General features: G+C 36.2%; 17 protein-coding genes. 9 read left to right on the top strand and 8 right to left on the bottom strand.

Going from position 1 to position 17,589, the window contains the following annotated elements:
- Positions 1-73: 73 nt before the first annotated feature.
- Positions 74-733 carry a hypothetical protein gene (locus CLU97_RS14530; RefSeq protein ID WP_121488570.1) on the top strand — a complete coding sequence of 220 codons (660 nt, stop codon included), beginning with the start codon at positions 74-76 and terminating at the stop codon, positions 731-733.
- Between the two features lie 50 nt (positions 734-783).
- On the opposite strand, the gene CLU97_RS14525 is transcribed toward CLU97_RS14530, so the two are convergent.
- The 8 genes from CLU97_RS14525 to CLU97_RS14490 all read right to left on the bottom strand — a co-directional run bounded on the left by CLU97_RS14525 (position 784) and on the right by CLU97_RS14490 (position 9,423).
- Positions 784-2,076: a glycosyl transferase family 1 gene (locus CLU97_RS14525; protein WP_121488569.1), complete on the bottom strand. Its 1,293-nt coding sequence runs from the start codon at positions 2,074-2,076 to the stop codon at positions 784-786.
- Position 2,077: 1 nt separating this feature from the next.
- Positions 2,078-3,034 carry a hypothetical protein gene (locus CLU97_RS14520; RefSeq protein WP_121488568.1) on the bottom strand — a complete coding sequence of 319 codons (957 nt, stop codon included), beginning with the start codon at positions 3,032-3,034 and terminating at the stop codon, positions 2,078-2,080.
- Positions 3,035-3,050: 16 nt separating this feature from the next.
- Entirely contained in the window at positions 3,051-5,576 is a 2,526-nt protein-coding gene (locus tag CLU97_RS14515; RefSeq protein ID WP_121488567.1) for a YfhO family protein, read from the bottom strand.
- 31 nt (positions 5,577-5,607) lie between these two features.
- Positions 5,608-5,838: a hypothetical protein gene (locus CLU97_RS14510; protein WP_121488566.1), complete on the bottom strand. Its 231-nt coding sequence runs from the start codon at positions 5,836-5,838 to the stop codon at positions 5,608-5,610.
- A 58-nt stretch (positions 5,839-5,896) separates the two neighbouring features.
- Positions 5,897-6,946, bottom strand: a complete 1,050-nt coding sequence (locus CLU97_RS14505; RefSeq protein ID WP_121488565.1) for a DUF6263 family protein — start codon at positions 6,944-6,946, stop codon at positions 5,897-5,899.
- Positions 6,947-6,961: 15 nt separating this feature from the next.
- The gene (locus CLU97_RS14500) at positions 6,962-8,083 is read right to left on the bottom strand and encodes a serine hydrolase domain-containing protein (RefSeq protein ID WP_121488564.1); all 1,122 of its coding nucleotides are present in this window, start codon (positions 8,081-8,083) and stop codon (positions 6,962-6,964) included.
- Between the two features lie 4 nt (positions 8,084-8,087).
- Positions 8,088-8,846: a 23S rRNA (guanosine(2251)-2'-O)-methyltransferase RlmB gene (gene rlmB, locus CLU97_RS14495; RefSeq protein WP_121488563.1), complete on the bottom strand. Its 759-nt coding sequence runs from the start codon at positions 8,844-8,846 to the stop codon at positions 8,088-8,090.
- A gap of 103 nt (positions 8,847-8,949) precedes the next feature.
- A complete protein-coding gene (locus CLU97_RS14490) occupies positions 8,950-9,423 on the bottom strand; it encodes a DinB family protein (RefSeq protein WP_089690152.1) in 474 nt (157 codons plus the stop codon).
- 251 nt (positions 9,424-9,674) lie between these two features.
- Between CLU97_RS14490 and CLU97_RS14485 the strand changes: the two genes are divergently transcribed.
- From CLU97_RS14485 to CLU97_RS14450, 8 genes are all read left to right on the top strand, one after another.
- Entirely contained in the window at positions 9,675-10,679 is a 1,005-nt protein-coding gene (locus CLU97_RS14485) for an AAA family ATPase (protein WP_089690154.1), read from the top strand.
- Positions 10,679-11,137, top strand: a complete 459-nt coding sequence (locus tag CLU97_RS14480) for a GNAT family N-acetyltransferase (protein WP_121488562.1) — start codon at positions 10,679-10,681, stop codon at positions 11,135-11,137. Before CLU97_RS14485 ends, CLU97_RS14480 begins: the two co-directional genes overlap by 1 nt.
- A 43-nt stretch (positions 11,138-11,180) precedes the next feature.
- A complete protein-coding gene (locus CLU97_RS14475) occupies positions 11,181-12,044 on the top strand; it encodes a DUF58 domain-containing protein (RefSeq protein ID WP_121488561.1) in 864 nt (287 codons plus the stop codon).
- Positions 12,045-12,103: 59 nt separating this feature from the next.
- Complete coding sequence (locus CLU97_RS14470; protein ID WP_121488560.1) at positions 12,104-13,000, top strand: BatD family protein; 897 nt, start codon at positions 12,104-12,106, stop codon at positions 12,998-13,000.
- On the top strand, positions 12,993-13,985 hold the full coding sequence (locus CLU97_RS14465) for a VWA domain-containing protein (RefSeq protein WP_121488559.1): 993 nt from the start codon (positions 12,993-12,995) through the stop codon (positions 13,983-13,985). The genes CLU97_RS14470 and CLU97_RS14465 overlap by 8 nt, the downstream gene beginning before the upstream one ends.
- Positions 13,985-14,992: a vWA domain-containing protein gene (locus CLU97_RS14460; protein WP_121488558.1), complete on the top strand. Its 1,008-nt coding sequence runs from the start codon at positions 13,985-13,987 to the stop codon at positions 14,990-14,992. The genes CLU97_RS14465 and CLU97_RS14460 overlap by 1 nt, the downstream gene beginning before the upstream one ends.
- A gap of 99 nt (positions 14,993-15,091) precedes the next feature.
- Positions 15,092-15,832 (top strand): tetratricopeptide repeat protein, encoded by a 741-nt coding sequence (locus CLU97_RS14455; protein WP_121488557.1) that lies wholly within the window; start codon positions 15,092-15,094, stop codon positions 15,830-15,832.
- Entirely contained in the window at positions 15,832-17,571 is a 1,740-nt protein-coding gene (locus CLU97_RS14450) for a BatD family protein (RefSeq protein ID WP_121488556.1), read from the top strand. Before CLU97_RS14455 ends, CLU97_RS14450 begins: the two co-directional genes overlap by 1 nt.
- The last annotated feature ends 18 nt before the right edge of the window (positions 17,572-17,589 follow it).

Raw genomic sequence — 17,589 nt, 5'->3', positions numbered from 1 at the left:
CAACCATCATTTATGAATTATAGCTGTTGGCATCAGTTTTGGTACTTTCTTTATCCACCACAAATTTTATCATATGAAAAAGAGAATTTTTCCCCTATTAGCTATGAGTACAGTATTAGTTCTCGGTGTTGCTACAGCTTGTAAAAAAGAGGCTGGCAAAACTGTTCCCAATCAAATTGATTCCATTGCACAGCATAAAGTTGACAGTGCTGGAGCCGTTCAGAATAATATTAATAAAGAAGCTGTTTTAAAACAGGCCAATGATGAGGTTTTAAAAGCTTTAAAAGATAAAGATTATACCACTTTTGCATCTTTAATTCACCCTGAAAAAGGAGTCCGTTTTTCCATGTATGCTTTTGTGGATGTAAAAGAAGACAAGCATTTTTCTAAAACAGACTTTGAGAAATATCAGCCGACCAAAACACTGTTTACATGGGGTGCCCATGATGGTTCCGGAGATCCTTATAAAGCGACGATCAATGATTATCTGGGTAAATGGGTGTTTTCTAAAGATTTTACCACATCACAATATTCACTGAATAAGTTCATAGGTGGAGGTAATTCACTGAATAATTTAAAGGAAATCTATCCTAAAGACGACTTCACCGAAAACTATATTAAAGGAACCGAAAAGTACGGAAACATGGACTGGAAAACGGTTCGTTTTGTATTTGAAGAATTTCAGGGGAAATATTATCTGGTTGCAGTTTTGAATGACCAGTGGACAATATAGAGACTGGAAGTTAGAAGTGTGAATAAACCTTCAGCCTCTAACTTCCAGTCTTATTTCAAGACCTCAGTCAATTGATGGGTAAGGTTTTTTCTTGAAAACTGTTCGATATGTTGAGTGTTTTCAAGAAGACTTCCTGCCTTCCAAAGGTCAAACTTTTCAAGGATAAACTTTTTAACAGTTTCTGTATCCTGATAATTAAAGTGTTTTCCTGCCTGTGTTTCCTCAAGAATTTTTGCCACATCAGCTTTCTCAGGCCCGAAGGAGAGAATTTGTTTTCCTGATGCAAGATACTCAAAGATTTTTCCGGGGATAATCCCCTTTGAAGATTCATTCGGGAAATTGGTGATAAGAAGCATGTCAGAATTTTCCATTTCTTCTACCGCTTTACCATGAGCCAGATATCCAAGATTCAAAATATGATTTTTTAAATTCGAATTTTCAATAGCACTCAGAATTTTATCATCTATTCTTCCTACAAACTTCAATGTAAAATCATCTGCAAAATCAGCGTTTTCCTTGATCAGTTCATCAAGTGCTTTCCATAGATTTTCAGGATTTCTAAGTTGCTCTAAAACTCCGATATAACTAAGTATAAATTTATTTTCACCCTTTTGTCCTTTCGCTTTTTCGCCCGAATCACTTTCATCAAATCCATTCGTAATGCAAACAGCATTAGCGCCTGCTTTTCTGAAGTTTTCAGCATCGGTATAGCTTGTTGCCAGCGTGATGTCTGAATTTTTAAATACAGCGCTTTCAAGCTGACGGTGTTTTTTATCCGAACTTTTGGTTAATTTCAAGTGTTTGTAATAGGAAATCTCTGTCCATGGATCACGGAAATCGGCAATCCATTTCAGGTTCGGCATTTTGCTTTTTAATCCTAAACCAATCAAATGGAGCGAGTGGGGCGGACCGGAAGTTACAATGGTATGTATGTTATTTTCTTTCAGGTATTTTTCCAAAAATGTAACGGAAGGTTTTACCCAAAAAACTCTGGCATCTGGAATGAAAAAATTACCTCTTACCCAAATTGAAAGTTTAGATTTCCAGCTTTGATTTTTTCCTACATCAAATTGTCCGGCCTTAAATTTCTTGTTGCTTTTATTAAGTTTTTCAGCTAGTTGGTAAGGTTCCCAGATTTTGGTTCTTACTATTTCAATGTTTTCAGGAACATCTTTCATCAGCGTTTCATCCAGCAATGGATAGCTTGGATTTTCGGGAGTATAGATGACAGGTTTCCAGCCGAAATCTGGCAGATATTTTGCAAACTTCAGCCATCTTTGAACACCAGGACCTCCCGCAGGAGGCCAGTAATAGGTAATAATTAATATTTTCTTCTGTTCCAATTTATTTAAATGAAAATGTAGTTGCTATTTTTTTGAATTGTGGTAAATCCTGATCTAAATTCTGTTTAGAAGATGCCATTAAAAACAATATGAAATCTTTTTTTGGATCTTTTATAATTTTATAATAGCATACACTCGGCTTTCCTTTAAATTTTCCATAAACCTCTGCCTGGAATGAATCTTTTGTTTCAATTATGTTTTTTTCATCCAAATCTTTAAAACCATACTTGAGTAATGATTTTTTTGCTTCTTCAAAAAAGCCTTTTAAGCTAGGATTTTCAATATTAGGTATTTGTGAAATTAAAATGGTTGGTTCTAATATTCCAACATCTTTACCATCTTCTGTAAAATTATAAAAATTTGAGGTGTATTTTTGGAACTTAAACTTAGTGTTTGAAAGATCTATTTTGAAAGTTGCATTGCCTAAATAATCTACCTTCGCATCCTTATTATAAACAATAGTATGCAGCATATTTTTTACTTTGTTTTCCAGCAAAGTATTATTGGCATCATACATTGCAGTAATCATTTCTTTTTCGGTTTTATTATCAATAAAAAGAATTGCTCCTTTTAATTGTGGCTGACCCTGCAGAAAAATAATTTTAGATTTTACTCCATTTACCGTAATAAACTTATCATCAAATACTTTTATTCCTTTTGCCTCAAAGTCTTCTTTTGAAAAATCATCAACAGTATTTTTTACTGTATTGCCATCCGACTCCGTTACAGTAATAGAATAATTATTGTCTTTAGAAACCATAGCTCCATTACTTAAATTATAGTTTTTATCAAAAGGCAAAAAATATATTTTAGTATTGGGGATATTGACATGTTTTGAAGTTATATTATTATTTAAAGTTACCTCTTCCATAGGTAGAGGTGGAGAAGTATACTGTACCTCTTTCTTTTGGCAGTTAAATAAATTAACAGTAATAATCAGCAATAGTATTTTTTTCATAAAATGTGTGTTTAATTTATGCAATCTCTTTTTTCTTGTTCTTATTCATCCAGAAAATTCCAAATGCAGACAATAGGATAAATAACCCGAATGAAAGAAGAGAAACCCATTTTCCTTTTTCAATCACTTCAGGTTCAAAAACCATTCTGATGTGGTGATTTCCTGCCGGAACATGCACTGCACGAAGTAAATAATCTGCTTTAATGTATGGAACTTCTTTCTCATCTACCAGCACTTTCCATCCGTGAGGATAATACACTTCAGAGAATACCGCTAATTGAGGGGTCTTCGACTGGGATTTAAATTCAAGTTCGTTAGGCTGATATTTTGTCAGATTGATAAATGCTGTAGAATCTGCCTGAACAGGTTTACCATCAAAATACGATTTATCAGATGAAGCAATCACTGCTGTTTTTTTGTTGTCGATAGTTCCGATAGCTTTAATTTCCTGATTAGGGCTATCTACAAACTTCAGGTCGCTTACAAACCATGCGTTACCATTGGCTTTTGGATTTGGAACTACCTGTGGCTGATCAGGACCCCCGAAAACAAGGTATTTAGCATTTAATAAGTTTAATACATTAGGGGTTTTTACACTGTCTATACTATTGATGTATTCGTTCAGAACATCATCATATCTTCTTAATTTCACAGCGTGATAACCACCGATTGAAGCTTTAAAATAAGAAGTATTCGTTTCACTTGTTACACCCAGCGTCTGGTTGTAAATTCTGTAGTGCGTTTTGTCTTTTTCAGCAATGGTTTCCAATGTTTTGTTGATGTTCACATTGGCTAAAATAGATTCCAGATTCGGATTTCCCTGAACTTTTTCAGCCAGCAGGTCTGAACTTTCTGTCTGGAAAGGATTTTCTGCGAAGATTTTATCTACATAGTTTTCGTCATTTAAATAACGTTTGTTTACCGTCCAAAGATCAAATAAACTTACCACTCCGATTATTACCAAGGCAATATTCTGATTCAGCTTTTTCTTTAAAGTCAGGAACAATGCAGCTGCAGTAATGGCTACATAGATGAATGCTTTAATCGCATCTATTCTGAATAGTTTATATCTTTCATCTACAAGATAATCGAGTAGGAAAGGAGGGAAATAAGTCTTTTCGTTTTCTGTTGAAAATCCTAATAATGATTTTCCGAAAACCAAAAGAATCAATAAAAGCCCTAAAGTTCCACCAGATACATACAGAAGAATTTTCTGTTTGTATTCCTCAGTTAATTTCTCATCTGTGAAGAATCTGTATAATCCCAAAATAGCAATCAGAGGGAATAATAGCTCTACAACTACTAAAATAGAAGATGGTGCTCTGAATTTATTATAGAATGGTACATAATCAATAAAGAAGTCGGATAAAGGCATAAAGTTGCTTCCCCAAGCCAGTAAAATAGTCAGGATAGAAGCTCCCAAAATCCAGTAACGGTATTTCTTCGATGCAAAGAAAAAGCCTAATACTGCAAGGAAGCAAACAATAGCTCCCTGGTAAGCAGGTCCCGAAGTTCCCGGCTGGTCTCCCCAATAGGTCATTCCGCCAAAACCTTTAGAAATCCTATCCATTTCCGCCTGTGAACCTACATTTTCCTGAACCAGTTCCTGAACTTTGCTCATCATTTCTTTTCCTTCCGGTTCCTGGCTTCCTCCACCCATTAATCTTGGAATGAACAGGTTTAAGGTTTCAAGCTGTCCGTAGCTCCACATCAGCATACTTTCTTTATCCATTCCGGATTTTCCTGAAGTATGGCTGTCATTATCTAAAATCTGCTTTCCACGAACGGTTTCTTTTACATATTCAGAATTGGCCATGATTCTCTGTGAATTCATTCCAACTCCAATAATACATGATGCCGCGATAATTCCTGATGAGATCAGGAAGTGCTTCATTGGTGTCTTTTTCTGAATAGCTCTGATGAGTTCAGACAAGAATAAGAATCCTAATGCAAGGAAAAGATAATACGTCATCTGCGGGTGATTGGCTGCAATCTGCAATCCCATGAAAAGGGTAGTGACGATGAATCCCCAGATGTATTGTTTTCTGATATAAACGAGTAAAATTCCGGCCAGCAGCGGGGCAAAATATTCAATGGTGTTTACTTTACCATTATGTCCAGCTGCAATAATAATATAAAAATAAGTCGAAAGTCCAAAGAAAGTGGCTCCTAAGAGTGCATACTTCCAGTTTCTTACCACGACCATTCCCAAAAGGAAAAAACCTGCAAAAAGCAGGAAGAGATAATTAACCGGCCTTGGCAGGAAATTCAGATTGCTGTCTATTTTTTTGATGATGTCCCCTTTGAACTGGCTTCCCATCTGATAAGTCGGCATTCCGCCAAACATAGAGTCGCTCCAATAGGTTTCATTTCCTGTACTGGCTCTATAGTCGAGCAGTTCTTTTGCTCCTCCTCTGTATTGCACAATATCATGCTGAAAAAGCTGTTTTCCTGTGAATACAGGGGTAGAATATAAAAATGCTAAAACTATAAATACTACTAATGAAGCCGCAATATAAATTAAGTTTTTATTTTTTGCCATGCTGGTTATTATCTTTTATTTCTTGGAATTTTTACCTTTTGTCCTTACTCTCTTTTACCTCTTCATAGTCTACAGTTTCTGCATCCCAGTTGAGGTTCTGTTTGTTATTCTTATTCGAGTTGTGTAGGTCCTGCTGCCCGTTGTTCTGATTGTTGTTATTAAAACGGTAACTATAAAATGTCTTGAAGAAGATTCTTTTCAGAATATTCCAGACAAAGAAAATAATAATGGCAGAGAGTACTAACTCAAGAATGTACTTCATAATGTTAAAATTTAAAGTTCAGGGTTTACATGTTAAACCCTGAATGCATTTAATTCAGTTATTTAGCAGATGGGTTTACCATAACAGAAGAATTGGAAACGCTTTTCATAGACTGTGATTGTTTTCCGTCTGAAATGGTTTCTATCTGTGTTGCTTTTACAGTAATATTCTGGTTGGTAATCCATCCTGTGCTTTCGTCAAACTTAATGGTTCCATTCTGAACCAGTTCACTGCTCAGGCTATGGGTGATAGGCCCCTGAGCTTTCTTTTCAGTTTTTTTAGGAATACCTCCGGTTACTGCAATTTCTGCTGCTCCGTTTCCTAAGCTTTTCATTACATAATTAGAAGTTACTTTTACGCTTCCGCTTGGGTCTGCATTTTCAGAAGTTGACCATTTTTCTCCAATTTTTACTCCTTTTTTAGGAATAATCATCAGGTTTTTATGGAACTGATCTTTCAATACTTTTTCGTTGAATGATTCTTTAAGGCTTGCCACAACACTAGCTTTCTGATTGGCATCTTTCACAAGTGTGCCTACTGCATTGGAAACTTTTGTGTAAACAGCATCAAAACCTGTAATAGAAATAACGTTACCTTTTGTATCCATTTTCATGGCAAGTTTGTTTCCGGTAAGCGCTTTGTTTACATTCCAAATCATTTTAAGATCATCTTCTTTAGGAATAGCCAGTTTTGTGTCTACTACCACTGTTTTACCCTGTGCAGACTGAGAGTTTCTTTTGGCAACAAGATTAAGGGTCATGTCATATACATTTCCTTTAATATCATTGACTACGAAATTCATTTCATCTGTAGATTCGCTGGTTGCCGTGATTGATTTTCCCTGAGGATCAGTCATTGTTTTTACATCTCTCTGATAAGTTGTAAGAGGGTATGTTTTTCCTTTTTCAAGCTTAAAAGTTTGAGTGATAACACCCGCAGAGTCTTTGATTGCCGGATTTTCTGCTACTTTCGCTACAGAATCAGCAGGAACTTCTACCGTTACTGTTTTTCCGGTTTTAGGGTCTACTTTTGTTATTTTTGCTGTTTCTTTTTTACAAGATACAAGAGCTATTGATGATATAAGCGCAAGCGCTGCAATGTTTTTCATTTGATTTTTTTAACTTTATTTTTTACTACTATTTCTTAATATACTATCGGCAATATCCTGCAGTTTTCCCTGAGACTCACCATCCGATTCATTGGACAATACTACAACGCCCATATTTTTTGAAGGATAAATCTGAAGCACGCTTGAAAAACCAAATGTACCTCCTGTATGATAAACGGTTTGGGTGCCGTCTTCATAGGTATGTACTCTCCAGTACAGCCCAATTGCATCTCCTTCACTCTTTACAAGAGGTGTATGTGAGGCTTTTACATACTTGTCACTTTCATTCAGATGGTACTGCATGTATTTCACCAAATCTTCTGTATTGGTCACAATTCCGCCTGCCGGAGCAAAAATGGATGTGAAATTCCTGGGCATTACCTTACCTTTTTCGTTATAGCAAGCCAATAGCTGTGCAGAATTCGTACCAACAATGGTATGATTCATTTTCAGAGGCTTTGTGATATATTCTGAAAGCAGTTCTCCGTAGCTTTTATGATATACTTTTTCAAGGATATCTCCCGTAATCTGTGTTCCTACATTGGAATATTTATATTGTGTTCCCGGTACAAAATCTATTTTAGCCTGATGAAGATCTTCATAAAACTTCTTTTTTGAATAATTTTTATAAAAATCGGCCAGTGCCATGGCAACAGAATCCATCGGTTTTTTAAAAGTCTCAGACTGATCCGGTAAAAACTGCGGCAATCCTGATGAATGATTGGTAAGATTACCAATTGTTATTGGATGCTTTTCAAATTCAAGATTAGGATAATTTCCAATTAAATATTTCCGGATATCATCATCCATTTTAATTTTTCCGTCTACTAAAGCATGTGCAAGAAGAGTTCCTGTAAATGTTTTGGTGATGGATGCAATCTCGTAGAGACTTTGGGAAGTAGGAAGTTCAGATTTTCCGATTTCAGTGGTTCCGTAATTATAAAAATAGCTTTTACCATCTTTAATAATACCTATTGAAATTCCTACACGGGCAGGACTTTGCATATAGGCAAGAGCTTCTTTCTGAACCATCTTATCAAGTTCTGTAACAAGACGGTTATCTGTAGCGGTATTTTTTGTCTGTGCATTCAATAGGAATGATGCAAAAAATAATGGTAAAAGTGTTTTTATTTTCATGGTTTTAAGGATTGGGTATCACGGCCATTTTCTGTCTTACCGCTTCATACAAAATCGCCCCACATGCTACAGAAACATTCAGAGATTGAGTTTTTCCTTCAATAGGAAGTTTTATTTTTTCGTCAGCATGATGCAGAACTTCCTTGGAAATTCCGGTTTCTTCATTTCCCATTACAATCGCGCATGGTTCTGTGAAGTTCACGTCATAGATTAATTTCTGAGCTTTTTCGCTAGCAGCATATACAGAAATTCCGCTTTGCTGAAGGAAGTCTACAGTGTGTGCCAGGTTGTTTTCTTTACATATTTTAATGTTATAAATACCTCCTGCAGACGTTTTTATAGCATCTGAGTTGATAGGAGCTGCCCCTTTTTCCGGAATGATAACGGCATCAATTCCTACACATTCTGCCGTTCTGCAGATCGCTCCGAAGTTTCTTACGTCAGTAAGTCTGTCCAAAATCAAAAGAAAAGGAGTTTTCCCCTGTTCAAATAATTGCGGAACAATATCCTCCACTTTATGAAACGGTACATCCGAGATAAAAGCAACCACACCCTGGTGGTTTTTTCTTGTAAAACGGTTTAGTTTTTCAACCGGAACATAATTGGGACGGATTTTATTTTTAGCTAAAATGGCTTTTAATTCAGCATAAATAGGACCCTGAAGTGCATTTTGCACAAAGATCTTGTCAATAGTTTTTCCTGCTTCAATGGCTTCAATCACGGGACGCAGCCCGAAAATAAAATCGTCTTTTTTATCTGTCATCTTATTATTTTAAATAGTGAGTTGTAAAATGTGAATTTTCTTTGTAAGTCGATCTGTCAGATGTGTATTCACATTTGACCATTGACTTGCGTAACAAAATTCACTATCTCCCTTTTTCCCCTAAAATTGCTCTTTTCTGTGCCAGCACATACCCGTAGTGAAGACTTTCGTGCATGTTGTTGAAGATAATGGCATCCTGAATACTTTTCAGATCCATTCCGAAACTAGTAGTATATGGAGTATAGTCTGAAAAGAAATCACTGTCATAATCCTTCATTAAAATCTTAGAAGTTTCTGTCAGTAAAAATTCAAGATCTTCTACTTCAGATTTCTGAACATTTAAGTTGGGTAAAGTACCTTTTTTATAGGTTTCAATCCAGTATTTATCAATACGGAAAGGGTTTCCACTCAGGTAATAATGCAGAAGCTGCTGTGTAGCAACTGTATGGGCAATATTCCAGTAGATATTGTTATTGAAACCATCCGGAATCAGAATCAGATCTTCATGAGAGGTGTTCTGAAGTACGTCTAAAAGGTTCTTTCTTACCTGTCTGTGCGCTTGAAAATGATAATTCATTTTGCGAAATTTTTAATCACCAAAAATAGTTTAATAAACTGGAAATGACAATTTTTGAGCGGGTGATTAAAGCAAAATTTATATATTTTTATGAAAAAATAGGATAATCCTGTTGAGTTTTAAGACTTCAGCAGTTCTTGACCTTGCATCAATACTGGAATATTTAACAAACTTTAACTCAAAAATAGCATTTATTGTGTTGATTAATGCAAGTATTTATCAGAAATTTACCACTTATTTTAAATCAAGCTATGTCAGAGATATATCAAGCTGAAGATATCCGCCAATTGACGGAAAAAGTAAAGGAAAAAAACTACTTATTTTCTCTTCTGAGACAGGAAATCAACAAAGTTATTATTGGACAGGAATACATGATAGACCGACTTTTGGTAGGACTTCTTGGGAATGGTCACGTTCTTTTGGAAGGAGTGCCGGGATTGGCTAAAACTCTCGCAATAAAAACGCTGGCTGATGCTGTTCATGGTGAGTTTTCAAGGATCCAGTTTACCCCGGATTTACTTCCTGCGGATGTAGTGGGAACCATGATTTTTAATATCAAAGACAATGATTTCTCTATAAAAAAAGGACCTGTATTTGCCAACTTTGTTTTGGCGGATGAGATCAACCGTGCACCAGCAAAAGTACAGTCGGCTCTTTTAGAGGTAATGCAGGAAAAACAAGTGACAATTGGTGATGAAACAATGAAGCTTCCAAAACCGTTTTTGGTGTTGGCGACGCAGAACCCTATTGATCAGGAAGGAACTTACCTGCTGCCCGAAGCACAAAGCGACCGTTTCATGCTGAAGTGTACTATTGATTATCCGGCTTTCGAAGATGAAAGACAGGTGATGAGAATGGTTTCAACGTCACATCAGCCGACAGTGAAACCTGTGATTGCCCTTCAAGACATTGTAGATGCTAAAGAATTGATCAACCAGATTTATCTGGACGAGAAAATTGAAAAATATATTCTGGATATGGTTTTCGCAACACGTTATCCTGAAAATTATGGTCTTTCTGAACTTAAAAATTATATCAGTTTCGGAGCTTCACCAAGAGCTTCTATTAACCTTGCGATCGCATCAAGAGCCTATGCATTCCTGAAAGGAAGAGCTTTTGTGATTCCTGAAGATGTAAAAGCACTGGCAAAAGATGTATTAAGACACAGAATGGGCTTAACTTTTGAGGCTGAAGCGGAAGAAGTGACCACAGAAGAGATCATCAACAGAATTTTAGCAAAAATCCAGGCACCGTAATGAGTGATGTTATAATCAGAAAGGCAGTTCAGAAGGATTGTGCTTCCATGCTGGATTTAATCCGAGAATTAGCGGAATATGAAAAAGCACTGCATGAAGTAACGGTAACACTGGATGATTTTACGCAGGACGGCTTTGGTGTTTCACCTGTTTGGGGAGCCTTTGTGGCAGAATATGAAGGCAAGATTGTGGGAATATCATTATATTATGACAGATATTCAACATGGAAGGGAAGAAGATTGTATCTTGAAGATCTTGTAGTAACGGAAAAGCTAAGAGGAAAACAAATAGGAAAAAAATTATTTGATGCCACACTGGAATATGGTAAAATCCAGAATTACAGCGGAATGGTCTTCCAGGTATTAAGCTGGAACGAACCGGCAATCAATTTTTATAAAAAATACAATACAAAGTTTGATAACGAATGGTTGAATGTTTCCATTGAGTTAAAAGATTAATAATATTAAACTTTGAATTTTAAACCTTGAACTTTAATTGTCTATGCAGATAAAAGATATTGTAAAAAAAGTAAAGCAGATTGAAATCCGTACCAGAAAAAAGACGGAGGCTGCTTTGATGGGGCAATATCACAGTGCCTTTAAAGGGCAGGGGATGACTTTCTCGGAAGTGCGTCCGTATCAGTTTGGAGATGAAATCAGAAGAATCGACTGGAACAAAACTGCACGTTTCCGTGAGCCGTTCGTGAAAGTAATGGAAGAAGAAAGGGAGTTGACAATGATGATTCTTGTGGATATTTCCGCTTCCATGGATTATGGGACAAAAGTTCAGCTGAAAAGAGAATATGTAGCCGAAATTGCTGCCAGTTTAGGATTTTCAGCAGCCGGAAATAATGATAAAGTAGGATTGATCCTATTTGCTGATAAAGTATACAAAGTAATTCCTCCCCAGAAAGGAAGAAAACATATTCTTTCTATCATCAGTACTATCCTGACGGCAGATTATGTTCCCGCAGAATCTAAAATAGACAAAGCGATGGAATATATGATGGGGATTTTTAAAAGAAAATCTCTGGTGTTTCTGTTTTCAGATTTTGAAGATGAATATGATTCCAAAATGCTGAGAGTGGCCTCAAAGAAACATCAGCTATTGGGAATGAGGATTTATGATGAAAAAGACAATGAAATTCCTGATGTAGGATATGCCCGTTTATATGATGTGGAAACCGGAAAGGAAATATGGGCCAATACTTCCAGTGCAAGATGGCGCTATACTTTTGCAGAAGCTCAAAAACAAAAACTGAGGGCTTTGGAAGAAGATTTTGCCAACAGCTCTGCCAGTTTCATGAATATCAATACCGGTTCAGATTATTCAAAATTATTGTATAATTACTTTCAGAAAAAATAACATCGGGTTCAGCCCGTAACTAAAAAAAACATGAGGCGTTTGCCTTTATTATTGTAACATTGAGAAAAATACTTTTAATATTATCTTTTCTGATCTGTGCGAATGCTTTTTCACAGATATTATCCTCCAATGTAGAAAAGAAAACCATTGCTCTGGGAGAGATCAACCGTCTTACCATCAAGATTGATAATCTTAATGAGCAGCAGGTAACTTCAGCTGCCAAAAATGAGCTGCTCCCATTTCATTTTGAAGAAACCAAAGACAGCATAGGACAAAATGCCAATACTTATGAGAGAAAGATAGAATTTGCAGTTTTTGATGAAGGAAAATTTACCATTCCGGAACTGGAGTTCAAAGTGGGCGATAAAATTCTTAAAACAATTCCTTACGAAATAGATGTCATTAATACTGCTCAAAAAGCGGATCAGATTAATGATATTATGAATAATAAGCAGGTGAAATTGGAGGCGAAAGATTATTGGGAGCTTTATAAGTTTTATATTCTGGCAGCATTGGCCGCAATTGCACTTATTATTGCCATTATTATGTTCATAAAATGGGGCAGAAAAGCGAAGGATGCTCCTGTAGTGGCTACCAATCAGACTTTGAAAGAACTGGATTCTCTTAAAAAGAAAAAATATATTGAAGGTGGAAACTTCCGTTCATTTTACGTGGAACTGATCGATATTTCCAGAACTTTTATCACAAAGCAATACCGCCTTCCGGCAGACGTACTTCTTACGGATGATCTTATTGATGTCATGAAAAAGAATAATACCATTTCGCAGGACAACGAAAAAGTAATAGAAGATGTATTCCTTAGAGGAGATTTGGTGAAATTTGCCAAAACATTCCCCGACCAGGAAACAATGGAAAGAGATTTTGCCAATATCAGAGATTTTGTGAAAAGATCATCCAAAGATTTAGAATTCGAAAACTTAAGAAAGGATGTTTAATTTTGAGTTTTACAATCCGTGGTTTTTATTGCTTTTTCTGCTGTTTATCCCATTGTTGATTAAAGATGCCGGGAGACGCAAAAGAAAAGGGATAAAAGTTCCTACCATAAAAAATATGGATCATAGCGGGGGGATTCAGGGGGTGCTTTTTTTATTGAAAATTTCAAAGTACATCATTCTTTCGGCTTTGATTATTGCTATGGCAAGACCTAGAACATTCACCGTTTCTCAGGACAGAGATGATACAAAAGGAGTAGATATTATGTTATCTATTGACGTTTCATTGAGTATGCTGGCAAAAGATCTTACTCCCGACAGAATTACAGCCTTGAAAGATATTGCCGTAAAATTTGTTCAGAAACGTCCAAATGACAGGATAGGAGTAGTAGCATATGCTGCAGAAGCTTTTACGAAAGTTCCTGTTACCTCAGACCATCAGGTGGTTATTGATGAAATTAAAAACCTGAATTCGGCAGGTCTTGAACCTGGAACAGCCATCGGAGAAGGTCTTTCTGTAGCAGTGAATCATTTGATTAAAAGCAAAGCCAAAAGTAAAGTAGTCATCCTGATGACGGATGGTGTAAGCAATATTCAGAATGCTATTCCTCCGCAGCTTGCTGCTGAACTGGCAAAAAATAATAATATAAAAGTATATTCAATCGGAATCGGTACCAATGGTTATGCACTGATGCCGACATCGCAGGACATCTTTGGAGATTTGATCTTCACCGAAACGGAGGTTACTATTGATGAAAATACTTTGAGAGAAATTGCACAGACTACGGGAGGAAAGTATTTCAGAGCGACTTCCAACAGCAGTCTGGAAGAAGTATATGATGAGATCAATCAACTGGAAAAATCTGATGTAAAGGTTTCCAAACTTTACAATTATGAAGAATATTTCAAAATATTCCTTTGGATTGCATTGGGCATGTTGGTGTTGGATGCATTGTTGAGATGGGTTTTTTATAAAATTTTAAGCTGATGAGTTGGTCTTTAGGAAATTATTGGTATTTATTTTTGCTGTTGCTTCTGCCGCTGTTAGCTTCCTTTTTGATTCGTTTTTTAAAATGGAGAAAGAAGAAGAGGGAAATTTTTGCAGTCAGCCAGTTTCATGACAATTTATTCGAAAAGAGTTCGGGATTTACGAAATTTTTTCCTGCATTATACTTATTGGGAACACTGTTTCTGATATTCTCTATTATTGATCTTCTGAATGGTTCCGAAGAAGTAAAAAGTACTCAGAAGCTGAATAATGTGATCTTCATGCTGGATGTATCCAATTCTATGAATGCAGAAGATATTGATCCAAGCCGTCTTACAGAAGCCAAAAATCTGATGCTGGCGACTATGAAGAAAATGAATAATGATAAAGTAGGTATCGTCATCTTTGCCGGACAGGCGATGTCTATTATGCCTTTGACTACAGATTATAATTCTGCGGAAACTTATATCAGCGGTATTGAAACCAATTCTATGCAGATTCAGGGGACAGACTTCCTGAAAGGAATGCAGGCTGCTGCTGAGAAATTTAAAAATGTAAGCAAAGGATCCAGAAAAGTGATTCTGCTGAGTGATGGTGAAGATAATGAAGGAAATGAGAATGCAGCCATCAGATTAGCCAATAAAGAAGGGATAAGCATTACTTCCGTAGGAGTAGGGACAGACGAAGGTGCTCCGGTTCCGGAATATGTTTTCGGACAGCTGATGGGTTATAAAACGGATGCAAACGGAGGTACGGTAATTTCAAAGAGACAGACGGAAGCTTTAAAGAAAATGGCAGAATCTACAGACGGAGCTTATATTGACGGAAATAATCTGAACGAAGCTCCGGACAGAATTGTAGATGCTGTCAATAAAAAATCTACAGGTGCTGAAACCACGGTAAAATCTCAGAATGCTAATCATTATTACCAATATTTTCTTGCAGTATCTCTTCTGTTTTTCTTTTTAATTTATATTTTTAATCCTAAGAAAGATTTTAATGTATAGATTTCCCTTATTTATAGAAGAAATTCTACAAGTACTTTAACCGAATTTTAACAAATAAAACTCTGTTTCTTAACATATAAAGGAATAATTTTGCAAGTAATGAATACTAAAATCATATTTTTATCGTTTATTGTTGCCATATCCTTCTCAGGCATTTTGTTTGGGCAGGAAAACTACAGAAATTTAGTTCACGAAGGCAATCAGAAATTTGACGGTAAAGATTATGACGGAGCCTCCTCCAAGTTTATGGAAGCGATAAAATCTAATGATAAAGATTTTACCGCTCACTATAACATGGGGAATGCATTGTATAAAAATAAAAAATATGAAGAAGCGAAGGCAGAGTTTGAAAAAGCAGAAAAACTCTCACAAACCCTTCCTGATAAAACTGCCGCTCTTCATAATCTAGGGAATGCCTATATGCAGATGAATCAGCCGGAAAAGGCTGCAGATTATTACAAAAAAGCTTTGAAACAGGATCCCTACAGTGAGGTAACCAGAAAAAATTATGAGATTGCCAAGCTGAAAGAGAAAGAAAAAGAACAACAAAAAAACCAGCAAAATAACTCAGGTAAAGGTGGTGGCGGAAATGATCAGAACAAAGGGGATGATCAGAAAGGCGACAAAGAAAAGCAGGATCAGGGGAGTGGCCCACAAAACCAAGGTAAAGGTGACCAAGGTGACAATCCTAAGCAAGATCAGAATAATGAAGGCAAATTGCCAAAGAATCTTGAAAATGCGATCTTAGATAAAATAAACGAAAAAGAAAAAGAAACCGCCAGAAGAATTTTAAACAAAAATTCTTATTCGATGCCTGAAAGCAACGAGAAAGATTGGTGATGCAGCACAAATTGATTTACATATTGCTTACCCTTGCATCCGTAATTACTTACGGACAGGTAAATCTTACTCTGGATGCTGATAAATCTGAGTATGCAGGGAAAGACATTGTAAACCTTACCATTGTTCTTGAACTTAATGGAACTGACCTTGTACAGCAGACTGGTCTTCAGCTTCCGGATCTTTCAAAATTTAATATTATAGGAAGCGGATCTGTTACCAATACGGTAATTGACCCCGCTACCAATACTTTAATTACCCAAAAAGTTTCCAGAATTGCCCTTGAACCTAAGAAAAAAGGGAAAATAAAAATAGGATCAGTTCTGGTTACCGTCAATAATAAAATTTACAAAACAGAACCTTTTGATGTTAATATCCGTGATATTGTAGACAAAAGGTCGCTGGCTGCCAATACATCCAATGATGTCTACCTGAATATGGAGATTGATGACCGGGATGTGTATCAGGATCAGCCTACTATTGCTGTTCTCAGAGTGTATTCCAAAAACATGGATAACCTGAGAAAAGTAAAAAATATTCATCTTCCTCAACAGGATAACATCAATGTACATCCTATCAATTTTGAAAAATCGGAGATAGATCCGTCCGGATACGGAAATATGCCTTCACAGGTATTGGCTATGTTTATGGTATTTCCTAATGAAGCGGGATATGTGGAAGTACCGGGGGTATCAGCTGCTGTAAGTTCTTATTCTAATAAAACCAAGATTGTTTCCAACAAAGTAAAAATCAATGTAAGAAAGCTTCCGGAAGGAGCTCCGGAGTGTTTCAAAAATGCAGTTGGAAACTTCAATGTAAACGTATACAATGCATCCAAAGAAAAGCCGGAAGCCAAAAAACCGCTGAATGTTGTAGTAAAAGTTTCGGGTGAAGGGAATTTACCGGATATGGAACTTCCTAAAATTGCAGCATCTCCGGATTACGAAGTTTTTGCTCCGAAAATCACAACTAAAGTTTCTCCGGGAACCACAGGAATGAAGGGGGAAATTTTGGCTAATTATGTTATTATCCCAAACAAATCAGGAGCCATCTCCATTAAAACCGAACAGTTTGCTTTCTTTGATCCATCCAGTAAAGAATATGTAGATCTTGGCCAGAAAACATTGGCTGTGAATGCATTTTCTCATGATCAGATTCTGGAAGCCCGCTCTACTGTAGAAAAGGTAAATGAGTATACCAACAATCTTTTGGAAACGGTAAATACTCCGGTTTTAAAAACGACTTCATTCAAAGTAAAAGAAAAAAGTAAGTTTCACTGGAATATCCTTTTAACTAATATTGCCATTCTGCTAAGTTTATTTATTGCTTATTTACTATTTAAAAATTGGCAAAAAAAACGTACATTAGTTAGGGAAACCGTACCGTCAAAACCCTTAGGTTCAGTGGCTGAAACCGAAAAAGAGATCCGGGAATTGATGAAAACGGATATCAATGATTATTTCGGTTACCTGGAAAATCTTAAAGATAACGGAGAGTATGAAAAGTTCTTTGTGACCTTTGAAGAATTGGATCAGGAAGTGAGAAGTCAGTATTTCCAAGGCTCTCCTATGGAGTTTAAGACTTTTCTTGAAAAGCACAAAGGATCTTCAGTAGCAGAAGACTACAGCAAACTGCAGCAGAAAGTTCAGATGGAAAAATACAATCCTGTAAAATCTACTGACGCTCTTGAGGAACTTTTGAAAACAATTGTTAATTTATATTCACAAATTAGCAAATAATCAGTTTATTTTCATATT

Source organism: Chryseobacterium sp. 7, from assembly GCF_003663845.1.
Lineage (GTDB): Bacteria > Bacteroidota > Bacteroidia > Flavobacteriales > Weeksellaceae > Chryseobacterium.
Note: the sequence above shows the minus strand (reverse complement) of the source record. Positions and strands in the feature narration are given on the sequence as shown.